The 20,066-nt window shown below is 74.0% G+C and carries 11 protein-coding genes; 10 read left to right on the plus strand and 1 reads right to left on the minus strand.

Features of this window, described 5'->3' with window-relative positions:
- Positions 1–13: 13 nt before the first annotated feature.
- From M0L44_RS11530 to M0L44_RS11565, 8 genes are all read left to right on the plus strand, one after another.
- A complete protein-coding gene (locus M0L44_RS11530; protein WP_252769855.1) occupies positions 14–400 on the plus strand; it encodes a GPW/gp25 family protein in 387 nt (128 codons plus the stop codon).
- Between the two features lie 77 nt (positions 401–477).
- Positions 478–1,686, plus strand: coding sequence for a baseplate J/gp47 family protein (locus tag M0L44_RS11535; protein WP_252769856.1), 1,209 nt, complete (start codon positions 478–480; stop codon positions 1,684–1,686).
- A 4-nt stretch (positions 1,687–1,690) separates the two neighbouring features.
- Positions 1,691–4,663, plus strand: a complete 2,973-nt coding sequence (locus tag M0L44_RS11540; protein WP_252769857.1) for a baseplate J/gp47 family protein — start codon at positions 1,691–1,693, stop codon at positions 4,661–4,663.
- Entirely contained in the window at positions 4,660–6,321 is a 1,662-nt protein-coding gene (locus M0L44_RS11545) for a phage tail protein (RefSeq protein ID WP_252769858.1), read from the plus strand. Before M0L44_RS11540 ends, M0L44_RS11545 begins: the two co-directional genes overlap by 4 nt.
- Positions 6,322–6,353: 32 nt before the next feature.
- On the plus strand, positions 6,354–9,269 hold the full coding sequence (locus tag M0L44_RS11550; RefSeq protein ID WP_252769859.1) for a DUF6519 domain-containing protein: 2,916 nt from the start codon (positions 6,354–6,356) through the stop codon (positions 9,267–9,269).
- 21 nt (positions 9,270–9,290) lie between these two features.
- The gene (locus M0L44_RS11555) at positions 9,291–10,745 is read left to right on the plus strand and encodes an eCIS core domain-containing protein (protein ID WP_252769860.1); all 1,455 of its coding nucleotides are present in this window, start codon (positions 9,291–9,293) and stop codon (positions 10,743–10,745) included.
- A gap of 10 nt (positions 10,746–10,755) precedes the next feature.
- Complete coding sequence (locus M0L44_RS11560; protein ID WP_252769861.1) at positions 10,756–14,778, plus strand: eCIS core domain-containing protein; 4,023 nt, start codon at positions 10,756–10,758, stop codon at positions 14,776–14,778.
- Between the two features lie 162 nt (positions 14,779–14,940).
- Entirely contained in the window at positions 14,941–15,264 is a 324-nt protein-coding gene (locus tag M0L44_RS11565; RefSeq protein WP_252769862.1) for a PilZ domain-containing protein, read from the plus strand.
- A 19-nt stretch (positions 15,265–15,283) separates the two neighbouring features.
- Here M0L44_RS11565 and M0L44_RS11570 read toward each other — a convergent pair whose 3' ends face one another.
- Positions 15,284–16,282 carry a LacI family DNA-binding transcriptional regulator gene (locus M0L44_RS11570; RefSeq protein ID WP_252769863.1) on the minus strand — a complete coding sequence of 333 codons (999 nt, stop codon included), beginning with the start codon at positions 16,280–16,282 and terminating at the stop codon, positions 15,284–15,286.
- Between the two features lie 245 nt (positions 16,283–16,527).
- Here M0L44_RS11570 and ptsP point away from each other — a divergent pair, with 245 nt between their 5' ends.
- Positions 16,528–19,059, plus strand: a complete 2,532-nt coding sequence (gene ptsP / locus M0L44_RS11575) for a phosphoenolpyruvate--protein phosphotransferase (protein WP_252769864.1) — start codon at positions 16,528–16,530, stop codon at positions 19,057–19,059.
- Positions 19,056–20,042, plus strand: coding sequence for a 1-phosphofructokinase family hexose kinase (locus M0L44_RS11580; RefSeq protein WP_252769865.1), 987 nt, complete (start codon positions 19,056–19,058; stop codon positions 20,040–20,042). Before ptsP ends, M0L44_RS11580 begins: the two co-directional genes overlap by 4 nt.
- The last annotated feature ends 24 nt before the right edge of the window (positions 20,043–20,066 follow it).

Here is a 20,066-nt window from a genome sequence, read left to right on the forward strand (position 1 = left end):
GGAGACACCCACCATGGCCCGCCGACTGGTCGACCCACCTTACCTGGCCTTCCCGCTGAGGGTGGGCACGGCCGGCCCCGTGCTGGCCGACCGCAGCGCCCACATCCGCCACCAGATCGAGCAGGTGCTGTTCACGCTGCCGGGCGAGCGGGTATTCCGGCCCGAGTTCGGCGCCGGGGTGAAGGCCTTGGTCTTCGAGCCCAACGACTCGCCGATGTGGCAGGTCACGCGGCGGCGCCTGCTCGCCTCGCTGGCCGAGGCCCTGCATGGCGAGGTCGATCCGCGCAGTCTGGAGGTCGAGGTCGACGGCGAGGACGCCACGCTGCAGATCCGGGTGGCCTACACGCTGGCGGCCATCGGCCACCGCGACAGCCAGACTTTCACATTGGGAGGAGTCTGAAATGCCCCCACGCTCACTGCGTTCGCTGCCCCCCGAGGGGGCGCTCAGTCCCTTCGGAACGGCCGTGCGGGACTGACATGGCCCAGGACCCGACCCCCGTCGTGCAGTACGGCCTGGGCTGCTGCCCGGATTGCGGCCAGCGCCAGGTGGACCTGCCGGACCTGCTGCCCGCGCTGGGCGACGACTTCGACTGGGACCAGCGCGACTACGACGGCTTTCGCCTGTTCATGCTGCAGGAGCTGGCCGCGCGCTACCCCGAGCGCAGCCGCTGGACCCCGGCCGATGTGGAGGTGGCCCTGGTGGAGGTGCTGGCCTGTGCGCTGGACCAGCTCTCCGACGCCATGGACCGCGCCGCCGCCGAGGGCTGGCTGGAAACCGCCCGCCAACCCGCCTCGGTGAGGCGCTGGTTGAGCCTGATCGGCGATGACGTGCTGGGCCGGGCCCAGCGCCTGGGCCTGCCGCCCTTCGACGCCCCGCCGGCCGCGGGCGACACCCGCAGCGACGCCCAGCGCTTCGACGCCTGGTGGCTGGACCACCCGGAGAAGATGGACCAGGCCCGGCTGGACGGCCCGCGCGCGGTGCACGACCAGCACCGCATGGTCACGGTGGACGACTACGCCGCCCGCCTGGAGGACCACCCCCTGGTGCTGCGCGCCCATGCCTGGGAGCGCTGGGACGGCAGCTGGACCACCGTGCACGTGGCCGTGGTGCCCTGGGCCCTGCTGGACCTGGACGAGCCCATCGACAAGGGCGTGGCCACCGATGCGCTCAACGACGCGGTCTGGGCCGAGACGGTGGCCTTCCACGCCGAGCTGGGCCTGGCCCTGCCCGCGCGGGCACTGCGGCCCAGCGTGCGCAGCGTGCTCTACCCCTACCTGGAGGACTGGCGCATGGTGGGCCAGGAGGTGGTGCTGGAACGCGCGGTGGAGGTGGGCATCGTGCTGGGCCTGGCCATCCAGGTCGACCCGGACTACTTCCAGTCCGAGCTGCGGCGCGCGGTGGAGCGGGCCCTGGGCACCGGCCCGGGCGGCTTCTTCGCGCCGGGCCGGCTGCGCTTTGGCGAGGACCTCTGGGCCAGCGACCTCTACCAGGTGCTGATGGCCCTGGACGGAGTACAGAACGTCTGCATCAACCGCTTCAAGCGCCTGGGCGACCGCTACCCCGACGAATCGGCCAGCGGCCGCATCGCGCTGGAGGGGCTGGAGATCGCCGTCTGCGACAACCTGCCCAACCGGCCGCAGCGCGGCTTCTACACACTGCGCCTGAACGGCGGGCGCAAGGGCTGAGGCCATGACCCCGAACCCCCTGCCCCCGGACCTGACCCGCTGGAACCGCGCTGGCCTCTCGCGCTTCGACTACCTGGACGGCCACGGTGCCGCCTGGCTGGAACGGCTGCGCCACGACCTGGCCCAGGCCTTCCCCGCCTGGCCGGTGTGGGCCCAGCTGCCCGCGCCACCGGCCGACCCGTCCACCGAGACCGAGGACGAACGGCTGCAGCGCCTGGCCGCGCTCTACGCCGCCGACCCCGACGACCTGCTCTGGCAGCTGGTGCGGCAGTTCGCCCGCTCGGCCCATGTGCTGGGCGTGCACCTGGACGCCCAGGCCAACGAGGGCTATCTGCGCACAGCCAGCCAGTGGGACAGCCTGCGCCGCCTGCTGGCGGTGCTGGACGAGGCGCCGCGCCCGCCGGCCTCGGCCGCCACCCCGCTGGCCCTGCAGCTCAAGCCCGGCCTGGTCGGCACGGTGGCCGCCGGCCTGCAGGTGCAGCACCTGCCCGCCAGCGGCGCCCCGCGGGTCTTCGAGACCCTGGCCGACCTGGCCGCCGACGCCGCCTTCAACACCCTCTACGCCCGCGACCACCTGGCCAACCCGGCCTGGCTGGCCGGCAGCACGCTGGAGCTGGACCGCGGCGTGGACGAGCTCAAGGCCGGCGAGCCACTGGTGCTGGAGGACACGCAGCTCCATCGCCTGTCGGCCCATCGCATCGAAGGCGTGTTCACCCTGCCCGACGGGCGCAGCCGCGTGAGCATCAGCCCGGCCGTGCCCAAGACCGCGGCCCTGCACTTCACGGCCGGCCACACCCTCGTCCACCTGCTACCCAAGGACCGGCTGGCCCCGCGCGGCCCGGCCAGCGAAGGCGTGGCCGAGGCCGGCCACAGCCTGCAGCTGGCCGTGCCCTCGGGCACCCTGGCCCCGGGCGACCTGGTGCTGGTGCGCGCGGTGGACGACAAGCCCCGCTACCGCCGCATCAAGGCCGTGCACGACGACCGCCTGGTCTTCACCCAGGCCCTGGGCGCGCTGCGCCTGCTGGGTGCCACGGTGGACCGGCCCGTCACCGTGCCGCTGACCGACATGGCCGAAGCCACCCGCCGCCGCACCGTGCAGGAAGACGGCACGGTGGTGCTGCTGGTCTATGCGGCGGGCGACTGGTCGCGCCTGGCCGGGCAATGGCTCTCGCATGCCTGCCAGCTGCAGAGCGGCCCGCAGACCCGCGAGGTCTGGCCCACCTACCGTTGCCTGCACGCCAAGTACGTGCCGGTGGACACCAGCCGCGAGCGCCTGCAGACCGACGACCGGCCGGGCTACACCGCCCTGAGCGTGACCTGGCACCCCGACACCGACGATGTGCCCGGCGACGCCAAGCTCGAGCTCCTCAACCCCCAGACCCTGCTGGCCCCGCCGCCCGGTGCCGGCGCCTGGGCGGTGGACAGCTTCCTGAACGCCAGCGTGCAGGGCCATCTGCCCCCCGCGCTGCTGACCAGCGCCAGCAAGCAGGCCGCCGCCGGCGACCTGGCGGTGGTGATGCGCGCCGGCCAGCTGGCCTGGGCCCGGCTGGCCAGCGTGGCCGCCGACCCGGACCGGCCCCAGGCCACGCTGACTGCGGAGAAGACCTGGGAGGACCGCGGCGGCGGCCCCTGGTTCCTCAGCCGCAGCACGGTGTTCGCCCACTTCAAGCTGCAGGCCCGGGTGCAGGATTGGCAGCGCAACACCACGCCGCTGAGCGGCACCTGGCTGGACACCGAGCCCCTGCCACCCGGCCTGCCCCTGCACCGCCGGGTGGTGGTGACCAACGGCAGCGCCGCCGTGGCCACCACGGTCGAGGAGATCACCCCCGATGGCCAGCGCCTGCGCCTGGCCGACGCCCTGCCGACCGGCAGCACCGCCGGCAACCTGGTCGTCTACGCCAATGTGGTGGAGACCGGCCATGGCGTGGCCCGTCCCGAGCGCGTGCTGGGCAGCGGCGACGCCACCCGCAACCTGCAGCAGTTCACGCTGGCGGTGGCCGAGGTGAGTTGGGTGGCCGACCCGCTGATGGCCGCTGGCGTGCGGGCCGACCTGCAGCTCTCCGTGGCGGGCGAGACCTGGCAGCCCATCGCCAACCTCAAGGACGCCGGCCCGGCCGAGGCCCGCTACCAGGTGCGGCTGGACCAGGACGGCTTTCTGAGCCTGCAGTTCGGCGATGGCCGCCACGGCCGGCGCCTGCCCAGCGGGGCCAACAATGTGCGGGTGCGCTACCGCCAGGGCGTGGGCCTGGCGGGCAACCTACCGGCCGGCGCCCTGGCCCAGCTGGTCAAGCCCCACCCGCTGATCGATGGCCTGGTGCAGGCCCTGCCCAGCAGCGGCGGGGCCGACCGCGAGGCCCCCGAGGACCTGCGCCAGCGCGGCCCCTCCACCCTGCTGGCCCTGGACCGAGCCGTTTCGCTGGACGACTTCGCCCAGCTGGCGCGCGGCCATGCCAGCGTCTGGCAGGCGGCGAGCTTTCGCCTGCCGCCCGGGCGCGGGCGCAGCGAACGCATCGAGCTGGTGGTGATGGCCGCCGGCGGCGAGCCGCCCACGCCGGCCCTGGCCGCCGAGCTGCAGGCCTTTCTGGCCGCCCGCGCCCTGCCCGGCGTGGCCCTGAACGTCAGCGGCGTGCAGACCCAGCGCTTCGGCCTGGACGTCACCGTGCGGGTGCGCAGCGACGCCTTCGACCCCGAGGCCGTCAAGGCCGCCGTGCGCGCCGCGCTGGGCGAGGCCTTCTCGCCGCGCCGACGCGCCCTGGGCCAGCCGCTCTACCGCGGCGAGGTCTACCAGGTGGTCGAGTCGGTGACCGGCGTGGAGAACGCCGATGCGCTGATCACCGTGGACGCCGCCACCCGCGCCGCGCTGGACCGGGTGGTCGAGGTGGGCGGCGTGCCCATGGTGGTCACGCCCACCCCGCGCCAGTGCCTGCTGCTGGACCTGGCCGCCCTGACGCTGCAACACCAGGAGTACAGCCTGTGAGCGATCCCACCTCCGATCCCCGCTACGCCGAGCTGCTGCGCGCCTGGCTGCCCGCCGTCTGGCGCGAACGCGACGCCGAGACCGCCGACAGCAGCGGCCAAGGCGACCTGGACAAGCTGCTGGGCGCCTTCGGCGGCCTGCTCGATGCCTTCCGGGCCACCATCGCCCAGCGCCGGGTCGACCCCTTCCCCGATGCCCAGGCCGATGGCCGGCACTGCCAGCCCTGGCTGCTGCCCTACATCGCCGACCTGCTGGACGTGCGCCTGGTCTCGCCGGACGAGGCCGGGCGCCGGGCCGAGCTGGCCTCGGCCGTGGCCTGGCGCCAGCGCAAGGGCACCCGGGTGGCGGTGGAGCAGATCGCCGAGGCGGTGGGCCAGTTCGAGGTGGAGGTGCACGAGGGCTGGAAGCGCGTGGCCCTGACCCCGCGGGTGGACCGCCCGCTGCTGCCCGAAAGCAGCTATGGCGAGGCCCCCGTGCCCGAACCCGCCACGCCCGCGCTGCGCGCCGGCCACCCGGGCCTGCCCGCCACCACGCCGGACCTTCGCCAGGGCTCGCGCGCGCTGCGCTGCGGCCCCGATCACCCGGCCGCCCACACCAGCACCTTTGGTGGGCAAAGCGCCAGCTGGTGGCAGGCCCACCGCCACGGCGTGCCCTGCCTGCCCGGCAGCTACCAGGATGTCTCGCGCCGCACGGTGGACCTGCGCCGTCCGCCGGGTGATCCCGAGCTGGGCATCGGCCCCTACCACCCGCGCCGCGTGCCGCTGTTCCTGCCGCCGCCCGAGGGCCACTGCTCGGCCCATGCGCTGAGCCTGAACTGGCCACCGGCGGCCAGCTGGGACGGCTTCACGCACGAGAAGCTGCGCTACCGCCGCGAAGAGGGCTACCGCTGGAACGGCGAGACGGTGGTGCGCCACGTCTGGACCGGGCTGGACGGCGTGCCCGTCAAGCTGCGCGGCGTGATGCAACTGGACGAGCGCGCGGTCTACCGCTTCGAGAACCTCTGGCTGGACAACCAGCTCAAGGTCAGCCAGGGCGCGGTGGAGCTGGACCACTGCGCCGCCCGCCAGTTGCACATCGGCACCGCCGAGCGCCTGGCCCCGGTGGTGGATGCCCGCGCCAGCCTGCTGCGCAAGCTGGAAGCCGCCCGCGGCCTGGTGCAGCTGGAGTACGTGACCGTGCTGGACACCCTGCTGGCCGAGCGCCTGAACGCCAGCGACTGCATCCTGATGCCGCCGCTGCGCAAGGACCTGGCGGACAACGACGTGCCCGAGGCCGGCTGCGTGCGCCACAGCCGGCTGGGGTACCTGCCGCTGGACGCGGACCCGCTGGACCCCGAGAGCCCCAACGACCCGAACTGGCTGGCCCAGGGCCTGCGCTCGGCCCTGTGCGCCATCCGCACGAACTGCACCACCGCCCACCCGGTCTTTCTGAACACCCACTTCGGCCAGCCCGGCTGCGGTGTGCTGCACCCGGCCTCGCCGGCGGCCATCCAGGGCGGGGCCGAGGACGGCGGCGAGCTGGGGGCGTACCACGAAGACCGCCATGTGCTGCGCCGCCGCGCCGTGCTCGACAAGCTCGCCGAGGTGCTGCCCGCCGGCACCGAGGCCCTGCTGATCCTCGACCCCACGCTGGCCTGCCTGCCCCCGCAGGGCCATTGAACGCAGCCGCCCCACCGCAGGGAACGAACACCATGACCACCCAGATCTCCCGAGACAGCTTCGCCCCGGAGCAGCGCTACTCCGGCCTCTACCTGCAACAGGGCCGGATGATCCTGGACGCCGACTGGAACGAGCTCAGCGACCTGCAGAAGAACCGGCTGGCCGAGGCCCTGCGCGACGCCATCGCCAGCGGCGCCCCGCGCAGCGGCGGCCTGGCCCTGGTGGCCGACGCCAGCGACGGCGGCAAGGTCAAGGTGCAGCCCGGCGTGCTGTACGTGGACGGGGTTCTGGCGCGCTTCCCCGGCAGTGCCCTGACCGCCCTGACGGCCCAGCCCGACTATCCCTGGGCCGGCCCCTACCCGGGCAAGAAGCTGGTGCTCTATGCCGATGTGTGGGACCGTCCGGTCACCGCGCTGGAGCGGCCCGAGCTGATGGACCCGGCCCTGCACGGGGCCGACACCGCCACCCGCAGCCAGACCCTGCTGCAGGTCAAGTGGTGCGCCAACACGCTGGACCCGCTGGACCCGGCCGTCAACCCGCCGATGGGCAACGGCCTGGCCACGCTGACCCTGCGCAAGATCGACAGCGGCGGCGATCCCTGCAACCCCTGCGCCGCCCAGGTGGCGGTGAACGACCGGCTGGGCAACTACCTCTTCCGCGTCGAGGTGCACGATGTGGACCCGGGCGCCAAGACGGTGACGCTGAAGTGGTCACGCGACAACGGCGCCGAGGCCTGCGCCAGCGCCACGCCGCCGCCCGGCTTCGACCAGGGCGACTGGGTCTGGGAGTACTTCGACACCGACACCGAGCGCCTGCTGGGCCTGCACCTGGGCGGCGCCACGCCCAAGCTGCGCGGGCTGATCCGCGAGGCCTGGAACGTGCCCACCGGCGCCAACGAACCCCAGGCCTTCGCCCGCCAGTGGGACGGCTACGGCATCTTCCGCACCGACACCGGCGCCCTGGTCAAGGGCCGCGACCGCGGCGTGACCCTGGCCACCGCGGCGGCGGACGACCCGGCCCACGGCAGCTGCTGGGTGGTGGGCAACGACCTGCTGGTCAACCTCGAGAACCTGGCCCTGCGCCTGAGCGTCAAAGGACGCCAGTTCGTGCCCGGCGACCACTGGCTGGCCACCATCCGCGAGGCGGTGCAGGCCAGCGGCGACGTGGTGCTCCACCAGGCCCCGCCGCACGGCGTGCGCCACCACTTCCTGCGCCTGGGCACCCTGCTGGACGACGGCAGCCTGCAGCCACCCACCGACGCCGAACGCCGGCGCCTGGCCTTCCCGCCGCTGAGCGACCTGCGCGCCGCCGACGTGGGCTTCACCGAGCAGTGCAACACCCTGTTCCACGGCGCGCAGAACGTGCAGCAGGCCCTGGACGCGCTGTGCAACCTGGGCGCGCAGAACGTGCACTACACGCCGCCGGCCTGCGCGGTGGAGCCCAGCGTGCGCAGCCTGCTGGGCCTGGCCAACAGCCCCAGCACCGTGGATGTGGTGCTGGACGCCCTGCTGTGCGGCCTGCGCGCCAACGATGTGCCGCTGGACAAGAGCGACGCCGCGCTGTGCAGCGATCTGAAGGCCGCCTCGGTGGTGACGGTGCAGGACGCGCTCAAGGCCCTGTGCCTGCACAGCGGCGGCTGCGAGGTCGTCGTGCGCGACAGCGATCAGCTGATGAAGCGACTGAAGCAGGCGGCCGAGGACAAGAAGGGCAGCCTGTGGCTCAAGCTCTGCGCCGGCACCTACGAGATCGCCGAGGACCTGAGCCTCAGCGGTCTCACCAGCCTGCGCCTGAGCGGCGAGAGCGCCGCGGCCAGCCAGATCATCGTCGGCGCCCAGCGGCTGCGCTGGCAGGCCGGGGAAATCGTGCTGGAGGATCTGGGCTGGACCTTCAAGCAGCCGGCGGCCCAGCTGGGCCTGCAGGGCGCCACGGTGACGGTGCGTGACTGCACCGGCCTGCGCCAGGCCGAACAGCCCGGTGGGCCACCCTTGGTTCAGGTGGCCTCGGCCGAGGGTCAGACAGCCACCCTGCACTGGGAAGCCAGCGACTGGACCGCCTGGGTGGCCCCCGATCTGAAGTTCAGCTGGAAGCCCAGCGGAGCCGGTGCATCCGACAAGGACTTCCTCAAGACCTTGCAGAAGCATGTGGAGAGCCTGCTGCAACAGGCTCCGCCCGAGGCGCTGGACAAGAGCCTGGCCCAGTTGGCGGAGGCCTGGAAGGCGCTGGGCGTGGAACGCTGGCGCGCCTGGTCGGCGGCCGTCCCCAAGGCACCGTTGATCGCGCGGGTGCGCTACCTGGCCCAGGGCGAGCCGCAGGTGGCCCAGCTGAGCCAGCTGCCGCAGTTCCTGGGCAGTGGCGGCACTGCCTCGGCGGAGCAGATCCAGACCGCTCTGGACGGGCTGGCCCGCCTGGTGGCCGCCGGCCAGCCGGACCACGTGCTGGCCCTGGCCGACACGCAGGTGGGCGGCAGCATCCGCCACAGCCGGCTGCAGGGTTGGCTGCTGATGCTCAATGGCCAGAAGGAGGGCACGCCCACCGCCCCACCCACACTGCACGCGGTCAAGGCCAGCCCGGTGGTGCTGCCCGGCGGCGCCACCCTGCAGATCGCGGACGTCAACCTCAGCGGCGTGCGCAGTGCCCTGCCCCCCAAGGCGGTGGACGCCAATGGCACGCTGAACCAGAGCCTGGCCGGCCTGGGCCGGCTGCTGCTGGACCAGAGCCGCTTCGAGCTGCCCGGCAGCGTCTTCACCGCCGGCAGCTGGATCGGCCAGGGGAACACCTGGGACTTCGACGTCTACGACAGCGTGCGCCCCGGCATGGCCCTGTGCGAGCGCGCCACCTTCACCGGCAATGTGCTGGAGGGCTACACCGACAACACGCACATCACCTGCACGGCCCGCGACTACCAAAGCGGCCTGAATGTACTGATCGAGTTGAACCCGCCCCAGTGACCCTCTGATCCGGAGGTCCCCATGAGCCAGTTCCAATGGCAGCGCCGGCCGGCGCGCGGTCGACCGGCCGGGCGCCCGGGCCGTCCCGCTGCGCTCGCCCCGGCGCCAGAGCAACGCGCCGCCCTGCAGGAAGCCCTGGGCCGCCCGGTGCGACTGCAGCTCACCCTGGGCAGCCCGGACGATGCCCACGAGCGCGAGGCCGAGGCCGTGGCCCGGCAGGTGATGGCCCCGCGCTCCGCCCCGCCCAGCCCGCAAGCCACGGTGCGACGCCAATGCACGGCCTGCGCCGAGGAAGCCCATGACGAGACGCTGCGGCGGCGCGAGACGCCAGGGACATCGCCCGCCGCCACGGCCACGCTGGCCGGCGCGCAGGCCCAGGCCATCCACGGCCTGCATGGCCAGGGCCAGTCGCTGCCCGCGGGCGAGCGCGGGTTCTTCGAGCCCCGGCTGGGGGCCGACCTGTCCCAGGTGCGGCTGCACACCGGCACCCCGGCCGCCCGGCTGGCTGGCAGCCTGTCGGCCCGGGCCTTCGCCGTGGGCCCGGACGTGGTCTTCGGTGCCGGCCAGTACCGCCCCGGCACGCTGGAAGGGCGCCGCCTGCTGGCCCACGAGCTGACCCATGTGCTGCAGCAAGGCCGCGGGGCCGGCCAGACGCTGCGCCGCGTCATCGAACTGCGCCCGCCGGGCCGCGGCGAGGCCTCGGCCTTCGCCCGGGCTGGCGAACTGGTGGACCGGCTCAACAGCCTGACCCGGGCCCTGCACTACACGCTGGACGGCCGCGTGCTGCGCTGCGAGGTGCTGGACGAAGGCCGCCTCAACGAATTCGACCGCCAGATGCAGGCCCTGATCGGGCTGGAAGCGGTGCTGCCCATGCGCCTGATCACCTCGGCCGGCCGCACCGAGGACAGCCCCGGCAGCGGTTTCCAGCCGGTGGTGCACGACACCTGGACCCGGGCCTATGTGGACCTGGACGACCTGCTGGCCTCGGATGCCCTGGGCTTCAAGACCCAGATGGTCCACATCCTGACCGAGCGGGCCGAGACGCGGAACTACGCGGCCCGCATCGGCTCGTCCACCTTCACCCTGGCCGAGTACGAGCGGGCCCACGGGCGGGCCTACCAGGCCGAGACCCGGGTGCTGCGCGACGAGATCGGCGACAACACCCTCACCTACCGCTACTCGGAGGAAAACCCGCCGGGCACCTGGCGGGTGGTGTTCGGCAGCCGCGAGGGCTACCGCATCGTCAAGGTCTTCCGCCACTTCCAGCGCGAGCGGGTGCCGGCCGAGACCTATGCGCTGGACAAGAAGGGCCGGCGCATGACGATCGAGGAGCTGATCGCCTGGCGGCAGCAGAACACCGCGGGAGGCGGCGCGGCCACCACGGCGCCGGCCCACGCCTCGGGGCCTGTGCCGCCCGCGGCCCCGGCACCGTCGCCTGCCCCCGCGCCCAGCCCCGCACCCGCACCCCAGCCCTGAGCGGGGCCCCATGCAGACGCTGGCCCGCCTGCCCCCGGTGTCCGCCGCACGCGCGCCGGCCCTGGCGGCGCTGCGACCCAAGCTGCGGCTGGGCCACGCACAGGACGAGGCCGAACACCAGGCCGACCGCCTGGCCGCGCGCGCCCTGGGTCTGGCCGGGCCGGTGGCCTTGCCCGCAGGCGATGCCCAGGCCCAGCGGGCGGCGCTGCGCCAGGTGCTGGGCCACGCCCCGCGGGCCACCACGCAGTCGACTCAGCCCACCCCGCCGGCGGCCGACGCGCCCGCGCCGGACGAGGACGCCGCCTTGCCCGAGGCCCTGGAGCGAGAGCTCCACGCCTTGCAGGCGGGTGGCCAGCCGCTGCCGCCCCCGCTGCGGGCCGAGATGGAGGCCCGTTTCGGCATGGACCTGTCGGGCGTGCGCCTGCACACCGGCGCGCGGGCCGCGCGGATCAACCAGGCCCTGGGCGCCCATGCCTTTGCGCTGGGCGAGCACATCGCCTTCGACAGCGGCCGCTTCCAGCCGGGCGAGCCGGCCGGCCGCTTCCTGCTGGCCCATGAGCTGGCCCATGTGGCACAGCAGCGCGGCGCGGGCGACGCCCCGACCGGCACCGCCGCCCACGCACCCGCCACCGTGCGCGGCGGCTTCTGGGGCGACCTCTACGACAGCGTGTCCGGCACCCTGGGCGACATTGCCGACTGGGCCATCGACAAGGTGCAGGAGCTGGGCTGGCGCCTGCTGGAGAGCATCTCGCCCGAGTTCGCGCGCACGGTGCGCGCCATCGTCGACGAGGGCCTGCTGCACTGGCTGGGCCGCCAGGTGGCGCGGGCCTGGGACGGCTTCATCGGCGGCCTGCGGGCCCTGGTGCCCTTCGAGGGCCCGCGCCAGCTGATCACCCTGTTCGACGGCCTGGTGCGGCGGGCCGCGGGCATCGCCGCGGCGCTGGTCGCCGGCCGCTGCGAACCGCTGATGGCCGCCATCGGCGAGCTCAAGACCTTCGTCACCGAGGCGGTGGGCGTGGCCTGGGACAAGCTCAGCGACTTCCTGCGCCCCATCGGCGAGTTCTTCAGCCGGCTGTGGGCCGACTTCGGTGCGCCGGCCCTGCAGTGGCTGCAGAACTTCGGCGGCGCGGTGTGGGAAGGCATCCAGGATCTGGGCCGGCGGCTGTGGGACTGGGTGCGCCCGGTGCGCGAGGCCGCGGCCCGCGTCTGGAACTGGTTCTCCGAGCTGCTGTTCGGCCCCGCCACCGGCGACGAGACCACCGGCAGTGCCGGCGGCGTGGTGGGCTGGCTCAGCGCCAAGGCGGGCGCGGCCTGGGATGCGGTGCGCGAGCGCACCCGCCCGGTCTGGCAGCCGGTGGCGGCCCTGGCCGAGCGGGTGGCGGCGCTGATCCCGCCGGCCTTCGTGCGGCAGATGGGCGAGCGGGCCCAACAGCTGGCCGGTGGCCTGGACAGCGCGGCCGCCGGCATGGAAGGCGGTGACGGCGTGCCCGCGGCGCGCCAATCCCTGGCCGCGGTGCTGCCGGGCATCCAGACGGTGGTGGCCGCGCTGCGCGGGCTGATCCAGGGGGCCGGCGCCTGGCTGGGCGAACGTATCGCCGGCGTGGCCGGGGTGATCACCGGCCTGGTGGGGCGGCTGCAGGCCAGCGAATGGCTGTCCTGGCTGGCCAGCGCCTTCGGCTGGCTGACCGAGGCGCTGGACACCCTGCTGGCCTGGGCCCGCGACCAGGTGGCCGCGCTGTTCGCCGGCCTGCTGCAGGGCTTCGACGCGCTCTCGCCCTTCCTCACCCTGGTGCTGGAGACGGTGCACAAGCTGATCACCGTGGCCGGTGACCTGATGCAGCTGCCGCTGCTGATCCTGGGCGGGGTGTGGCGACGGGTGCCGGCCTGCATCCGCGAGCCCATAGAGCGCTTCATCCAAGAACAGGTGCTGGCCCGCATCCCGGTCTTCGGCCAGTTCTTCAGCGACCCCGAGCTCTGGCCCCGCGTGCAGGCCACCGCGCTGGGCATCCTGCGCCGCATCTTCGTCGACGGCGACCTGGCGGGCGCGGCCTGGGCCTTCTTCCAGGCGGTGCTGCGGGTGCTGGGCCTGCCGGCCCAGCTGGTGGTGCAGGTGCTGGCCAAGGCCGCGCGGGCCATCGGCGACATCCTCACCAACCCGATCGGCTTCCTGCTCAACCTGCTGCGCGCGGCCAAGGCGGGCTTTCTACTGTTCTTCTCCAACATCGGCACCCACCTGCTGGGCGGCGTCACCGGCTGGCTCTTCGGCCAGCTGCAGGAGGCCGGCATCCGCCCGCCGGCCGACTTCTCGCTGCGGTCCATCCTGGGCTTTGTGCTGGAGGTGCTGGGCCTGACGGTGGAGAACATCTTCCGTCGCCTGGCCGAGCGGGTGGGCCCCGAGGTGGTGGCCCGGCTGCGCCGCATGCTGGACCTGGCCACCGGCGTCTGGCGCTTCGTCTCGGTGCTGGCCACCGAGGGCGTGGCCGGGCTGTGGCGCGAGCTGCAGGAGCGTCTGAGCGGGCTGTGGGACCAGGTGCTGCAGGGCGTGGGCGGCTGGATCACCGAGGTCGTCATCGCCCGCGCGCAGCGCTGGCTCACCGCCCTGCTGGACCCGACCGGCATCATGGCCGTGGTCAACAGCCTGGTGGCGCTCTACAACGCCATCGAGTCCTTCTTCCAGTACCTGCGCGAGATGCTGGAGATCGTCAGCCGGGTGCTGGACGGGGTGCTGGACATCGCCCGCGGCAGCATCGACACGGCCGCCGGCTTCCTGGAGAACGCGCTGGGCCGGGCCATGCCGGTGGCCATCGGCTTCCTGGCCCACCAGCTGGGCCTGGACGGCCTGGGCCGGCGCATCGGGCAGATGATCGAGCGGGTGCAAAGCCGGGTCAACGCCGCCATCGACTGGCTGATCGAGCGCGCGCTGCGCGCCGGCCGCGCGGTGCTGGACCTGGCCCGCCGCGGTGCCAGCGCGGTGCGGGGGGCCGTGGGCCGGCTGCGCGACTGGTGGCGGGCCCGCCAGGCCTTCCGCTCGGCCGATGGCCAGGAACACCATGTGTTCATCCAGGGCAGCGGCCGGGGCGCGCAGCTGATGGTGGCTTCGGAGGAGATGAGCTATGCGCGCTTCATCGCCCGCCTGAGCGAACGCGCCAGCCACGCCTCGCAGGCCGACCGCAGCCTGGCCACCCGCCTGGCCGGCGAGTTGGACGCGGCCATCCAGGCGGCGGCCAACGCCCCGGTGGGTGCGGCCAGCGCTGCGGCCCCGGCCGGTGGCGCGGCCGCGGTGGACCACGCCGCCGTGATCGACGCCAAGCTGGCCGAGCTGGCCCAGGTGACGGCCCGGCTGATGCCCGCGGGCGACGGCGCGGCCTCCACCCTGCCGGTCTATGGCGGCACCAACACCGCCGGCTACGGCAGCAGCGCCACCGTGCTGCGGCTCACGCGCCAGCGCAGCTTCCAGGGCAGCGGGCCCGACCGCGGGCTGCACACCGAGGCCTACACCCGGCTGAACCAGCGCCGCTACCGCCTGGGCAGCAGCGGCAGCTATTACGTGCTGGGCCACCTGCTCAACCACAACCTGGGTGGGCCCGGCACCACCTGGCAGAACCTGGTGCCCCTGTCCCAGGGCGCCAACAACCGGCGCGACGACTCGATGCTGCACGGCTTCGAGAAGCAGGTGAAGGACACGGTGGAGGCGGGCAGCGCGGTCAACTTCGTGGTGACGGCGCGCTACGCCATGCCGGCCCGCGCCGCCGAGGCCCAGACCGCCCTGCAGCGCGCCCGGGCCGCCACCACGGATGGCGACCGGCAGCACTGGCTGGCGGTGCGCGAGGTGGTGCAGGAGGAGGCCCGCATCCCCAGCGAGGTGACGCTGGGCGCCCACACCCTGCGCCCGGACGGCCAGCGCGACCAGCGGGTGGGCGCCGAAACCCCGGTGGCCAACGTCCCGCCGGCCGACCAGCAACTCGACCAGTACGAGGTTCAGCCCCGCCCGGGCCTGCTGGAAGCGCACCGCGACGAACTCAGATCCGGCTGAAGTGTGACGTATCACCCAAAACTTCCCCACACGTCAGCCCGATCTGTGTCTATGCGTATCATGGCCCGAACAGCGGGCGCGGGACCCGAGGCTTCGCGGGCGTGCCGCCGTGGGCGTCGGCGCGGCGTCCCTGTCCCCGTTCCGCTGTCCTGCCCTGCCGCCATGTTCGCCGCCAGCTTCAACAACCGCCGGATCCTGAAATCGGTCGCCACCGTCACCATCGGCGATCAGTCGGTCGAGGTCCATGCCCTGGAAGTCGACCCCAGCGGCATTGCCTTGATCGCCACCTTCAACCCGCCAGTGGGCACCGAGATGGAGGTGGCCTTCGCCTTGGTGCGCGCCGGCCGCCCGCCCGTGTCCTTGCGCCTGCAGACCCGGGTGACGCACACCATCCTCTCGCGCACCTACAACGGCTTCCGGCTGAACTGCAGCTTCATCGACCCGGACCCGGCCTCGCTGCAGGCCCTGCAGCAGTTCATCCACTGAGCCACCGCCCGGTGGCGGTTCAGAGGGTGCCGGCCTGCGGCCCGCGGCTGGAGCCGCGCAGCACCAGCTGCCCTTCCAGCACCACCTTGCGCGGCGGCCGCTGCGGGTCGTCGATGCGCTGGAGCATCAGCTCGGCGGCGGTGCGACCGATGTCGTAGGTCGGCTGGGCGATGACCGTGACATCGACCGAGGGCAGCGCCGTCCAGTCGTTGTTGTCGAAACCCGCCAGGCCGATCTGGCCCGGCGTGCGCAGCCCGGCGCTCTGGATGGCCTGCACCGCGCCCAGCAGCAAGAGGCCGTTGGAGGCCAGCAGCGCATCGGGCCGATCGGGCCCGGCCAGCAGGGCCGCGGCGGCCTGGGCCCCGGCCTCGCGGGTGGGCGCCACCCGCAGCACCTGCGGCGCCAGGCCCTGCGCCTGCAGGGCCGCCTCGTAGCCGGCCTGGCGCTCCTGGCCGGTGGTGCTGTGCGTGCCCACCAGCAGCGCGATGCGTCGGTAGCCGGCCGCCAGCAGCTGCCCGGTGAGCTGCTGGGCCGCAGCGCGGTTGTCCAGCAGCACGCGGTCCACCGCGGTGTCGGGCAGGGCCCGGTCCACCATCACCACCGGAAAGGGCCAGGCCGCCGGCCGGAAGCGCCGCAGCCCCTCCAGCGTAGGCGAATAGATCACGCCGCTGGCCTGCTCGTCGGCCATCAGCTGCAGGTAGGAGTGTTCCTTGTCCGGGTCCTCGTCGGTGTTGCACAGGATCAGGCGCAGGCCGTGGCGGTAGGCCATGTCCTCCACCGCGCGGCCCACGTCGGTGAAGAAGGGGCTGCGGATGTCCGAGACGATCAGGCCCAGCAGCGAAGCCCGCTGCTGCCGCAGCCGCCGTGCCGCCAGATTGGGCCGGTAGCCCAGCTCGGCGATGGCCTGCTCCACCTGGGCGCGCAAGGCCGGGCGCACCGCCTGCGGCTGGCTGAGCACCCGCGACACGGTGGTGGTGGACACACCCGCCCGCGCCGCGACGTCCTTGATGCTGCTCACCTGGGCTCCTTCTTCATGGCGGCTGAATGGTAACGCCGCCTCGGGCGAATTGGTATCGATACCCACTTCTGGCGAACAAAACCCCCAGAACAGGTCGATCCGGGTGGCGTGAGACCGCCGAGTCACGCCCCGGGAACTGCTCGTTTTCCCTTGAATGACGGGCTTGTGCTGCATTGCAGCTTGCCCTGCCGAAAATCCGACCCCGATAATTCGTCTCTGAAATCGATACCAAATTGGAGACCGCGATGTCGATCCCGGTGGAAGTCCGCCTGGGGGCCGCCCCCCACAACCGCGAAGACGCCGTGCGCGCCGCCGGGGCCGTGCTGGCCCAGGCCGGGCATGTGCACCCGGCCTATGTGGACAGCCTGCTGCAGCGCGAGAAGGTGGCCAACACCTTCCTCGGCCAGGGCGTGGCCATCCCCCACGGCATGATCGAGGACAAGCACCTGGTGCAGCGCACCGGCCTGGCCGTGCTGCAGGTGCCCGCCGGGGTGCGCTGGGGCGACGACGCCAAGCAGGCCCGGCTGGTGGTGGCCATCGCCGCCGCCTCGGACGAGCACATCGCCGTGCTGCGCCGCCTGACCCGCCTGATGCGCGACGAGGCCCTGATGCGCCGCCTGGTCGAGACCAGCGACCCGCAGGACATCGTGCGGGCCCTGACCGCCGAGGACGAGGCCGTGGCCACCGCCGCCCCGGCGCTGGAGGACTTCCCGCTGGGCCGCGAGGTGGCGCTGAACTACCCCAACGGCCTGCACGCCCGCCCAGCCGGTCAGTGGGCCCAGACGGCCCAGCGCTTTGCCGCCCGGGTGCATGTGCGCTGCGGCAGCACCGTGGTGGACGGCAAGAACGTGGCCGCCCTGCTCAGCCTGGGCGCCGGCCGCGGTGCCACGCTGCGCCTGTCGGCCCAGGGCCCGGACGCCGAAGAGGCCCTGCGTGCGCTGCGCGCGGTCATCGTCCGCCTGGGCGACGAGGAGGCCCGCCAGGCCCAGTTGGCGGCCTCGCGCCAGAGCCAGGCCCAGGGCCTGGGCAGCGCGCTGGGCGACTGGCAGCCCACCGCCCGCCAGACCTTCACCGGCATCGCCGCCAGCCCGGGGCTGGTGATCGGCACCCTGGTGCAGGCCGAGGGCGCCGCGCTGGAGGTGGAGGACCGCTACCGCAGCGCTCCGCTGGAGGCCGAGGCGCTGGAGCGCGCCCTGCAGGCCGCCCTGGCCGAGCTGGAGACCCTGTCGGCCCAGGCCCGCGCGGCCGGCCGCACCGAGCAGGCCGGCATCTTCCACGCCCACGCCGGGCTGCTGCGCGACGCCGCCCTGCTGCAGGCCGTCAGCCGCGGCATCGTGCAGGGCCACGGCGCGGCCTGGGCCTGGCGCCATGCCCTGGGCGAGCGGGTGGCCGCCCAGCGCGCACTGCCCGACGCCACGCTGGCCGCCCGCGCGGCCGACCTGCAGGACGCCGGCGAGCGGGTGCTGCGCCAGCTGCTGGGCCTGCCCGCGGCCACGCTGGAAGCCGCCTGGCCGGCCGACGCCATCCTGCTGGCCGACGACCTCTCGCCCTCGGTCACGGCCCAGATCGACCCCAGCCGCGTGCGCGGCTTCTGCACCGCCCGCGGCGGCCCCACCGCCCACACCGCCATCCTGGCCCGGGCGCTGGGCCTGCCGGCGGTGGTGGCCAGCGGGCCGGACCTGCTGGCCGCCGAGGCCGGCACCCCCGCCATCCTGGACGGCTACCGCGGCCGGCTCTATGTGGCCCCCAGCGCCACCGCCCTGATCGAGGCGCGCGACAAGATCGCGCTGCTGGCGCGGCGCCAGGCCGAGGAAGCCCGCACCCGGCTGCTGCCTGCCACCACCACCGACGGCCACACGGTGGAGATCGCCGCCAACGTCAACCGCGCCGACCAGGTCGAGCGCGCGCTGCAGGCCGGGGCCGAGGGCGTGGGCCTGATGCGCACCGAGTTCCTCTTCCTGGAGCGCGACACCGTGCCCGACGAGGAGGCCCAGTACCAGGCCCTGCGCGCGATGGTGGAGGCCCTGGGCGGCCGGCCGCTGGTGGTGCGCACCCTGGACATCGGCGGCGACAAGCAGGTGCCCCACCTGCAGCTGCCGGTGGAGGACAACCCCTTCCTGGGCGTGCGCGGCGCCCGCCTGGCCCTGCGCCGCGACGACCTGCTGATGCCCCAGCTGCGCGCGCTCTACCGCGCCGCCCGCCACGGCCCGCTGCAGGTCATGTTCCCGATGATCAGCACCGTCGAGGAGTTGCACGCCCTGCGCCAGCGCATGGCCCAGGTGCGCGAGGAGCTGGACGCCCCTGAGGTGGCGGTGGGCATCATGATCGAGGTGCCCTCGGCCGCCCTGCTGGCCGACCGGCTGGCCGCGCATGTGGACTTCTTCTCCATCGGCACCAACGACCTGACCCAGTACGCGCTGGCGGTGGACCGCCAGCACCCCGAGCTGGCCGGCATGGCCGACAGCCTGCACCCGGCCGTGCTGCGCCTGGTGGAACGCACCGTGGCCGGCGCGCGCCGCCATGGCCGCTGGGTGGGCGTGTGCGGCGGCCTGGCCGGCGAGCCGCTGGGCGCGGCCCTGCTGGTGGGCCTGGGGGTGGACGAGCTGTCGATGAGCGTGGGCGATCTGGGGCCCATCAAGGCCTTGCTGCGCCGCCACAGCCTGGCCGAGCTGCAGGCCCTGGCCCAGCGCGCGCTGGACGTGGACAGCGCCGACGAGGTGCGCGCCCTGGGCGCCGCGCTGCGCGGCGAAGACGCGGCCGAGGGAGCCCAGCCATGAACGCCCCCCGCCTCTTCACCATCACCCTGAACCCGGCCATCGACCAGACGGTGCGGCTGGACCGCCTGCTGCCCGGCGAGGTGCACCGCGCCCTGGGCGAACAGACCGAGGCCGGCGGCAAGGGCATTGGCGTGGCCGCGGTGCTGGCCGCCCTGGGCCGGCCGGTGACCGCCAGCGGCTGGCTGGGCGCCGACAACGACGCGGTCTTCCGCGCCGCCTTTGCCGAGCGCGGCATCACCGACGGCATGCTGCGCCTGCCCGGCGCCACCCGCACCAACATCAAGCTGGCGGTGGCCGAGCGCGGCGACAGCACCGACATCAACCTGCCCGGCCTGGCCCTGGCCCCCGAAGCCCTGCAGGCCGCCGAGCAGCAACTGGGCGAGCGCCTGGACGCCGCCGTCGCCCCGGGCGACTGGTGCGAGCTGGCCGGCAGCCTGCCCCCGGGCACCGACGCCGGCCTGTGGGAACGCCTGGCACGGCGCCTGGCCGCGCGCGGCGCGCAGATCGTCATCGACACCGGCGGCGCGGTGCTGGGCACGCTGCTGGCCCGGCTGGCCGACCCCGCCCGCGGCCCGGTGGTGCCGGTGGCCTTCATCAAGCCCAACCGGGCCGAACTGGAGGAACTGGTGGCCCGGCCCCTGCACGACACCCTGGCGGTGGCCGATGCCGCCCAGGCCCTGTGCCAGACCCACGGCGTGCGGCAGATCGTCGTCTCGCTGGGCGGCCAGGGCGCGGTGATGGCCGATGGCCAGGGCCGCTGGCAGGCCGCCGCCCCCGCGGTGACCGTGGCCACCACGGTGGGCGCGGGCGACGCCCTGGTGGCCGGCACCCTGGCCGCGCTGATGGACGGCCAGACCTTGCCGGTGGCCGGCGTCTTCGGCATGGCCTGCGCGGCCGCCCGCATCCAGCGCATCGCCCCCGGCCTGCCCCCGCGGCAGGAGGTCACCGAACTGGCCGCGCGCATCCGCGCCACGCCGATCTGAACCGCCCAAAGACATCACGGAGAC

Origin of the sequence: Ideonella oryzae, assembly GCF_024055665.1 — a bacterium.
GTDB classification, from domain to species: domain Bacteria; phylum Pseudomonadota; class Gammaproteobacteria; order Burkholderiales; family Burkholderiaceae_C; genus Ideonella; species Ideonella oryzae.

Coding starts and splice junctions, on each gene's coding strand:
- M0L44_RS11530 (WP_252769855.1), top strand. CDS start 14: ATGGCCCGCCGACTGGTCGACCCACCTTACCTGGCCTTCCCGCTGAGG.
- M0L44_RS11535 (WP_252769856.1), top strand. CDS start 478: ATGGCCCAGGACCCGACCCCCGTCGTGCAGTACGGCCTGGGCTGCTGC.
- M0L44_RS11540 (WP_252769857.1), top strand. CDS start 1,691: ATGACCCCGAACCCCCTGCCCCCGGACCTGACCCGCTGGAACCGCGCT.
- M0L44_RS11550 (WP_252769859.1), top strand. CDS start 6,354: ATGACCACCCAGATCTCCCGAGACAGCTTCGCCCCGGAGCAGCGCTAC.
- M0L44_RS11555 (WP_252769860.1), top strand. CDS start 9,291: ATGAGCCAGTTCCAATGGCAGCGCCGGCCGGCGCGCGGTCGACCGGCC.
- M0L44_RS11560 (WP_252769861.1), top strand. CDS start 10,756: ATGCAGACGCTGGCCCGCCTGCCCCCGGTGTCCGCCGCACGCGCGCCG.
- M0L44_RS11565 (WP_252769862.1), top strand. CDS start 14,941: ATGTTCGCCGCCAGCTTCAACAACCGCCGGATCCTGAAATCGGTCGCC.
- ptsP (WP_252769864.1), top strand. CDS start 16,528: ATGTCGATCCCGGTGGAAGTCCGCCTGGGGGCCGCCCCCCACAACCGC.
- M0L44_RS11580 (WP_252769865.1), top strand. CDS start 19,056: ATGAACGCCCCCCGCCTCTTCACCATCACCCTGAACCCGGCCATCGAC.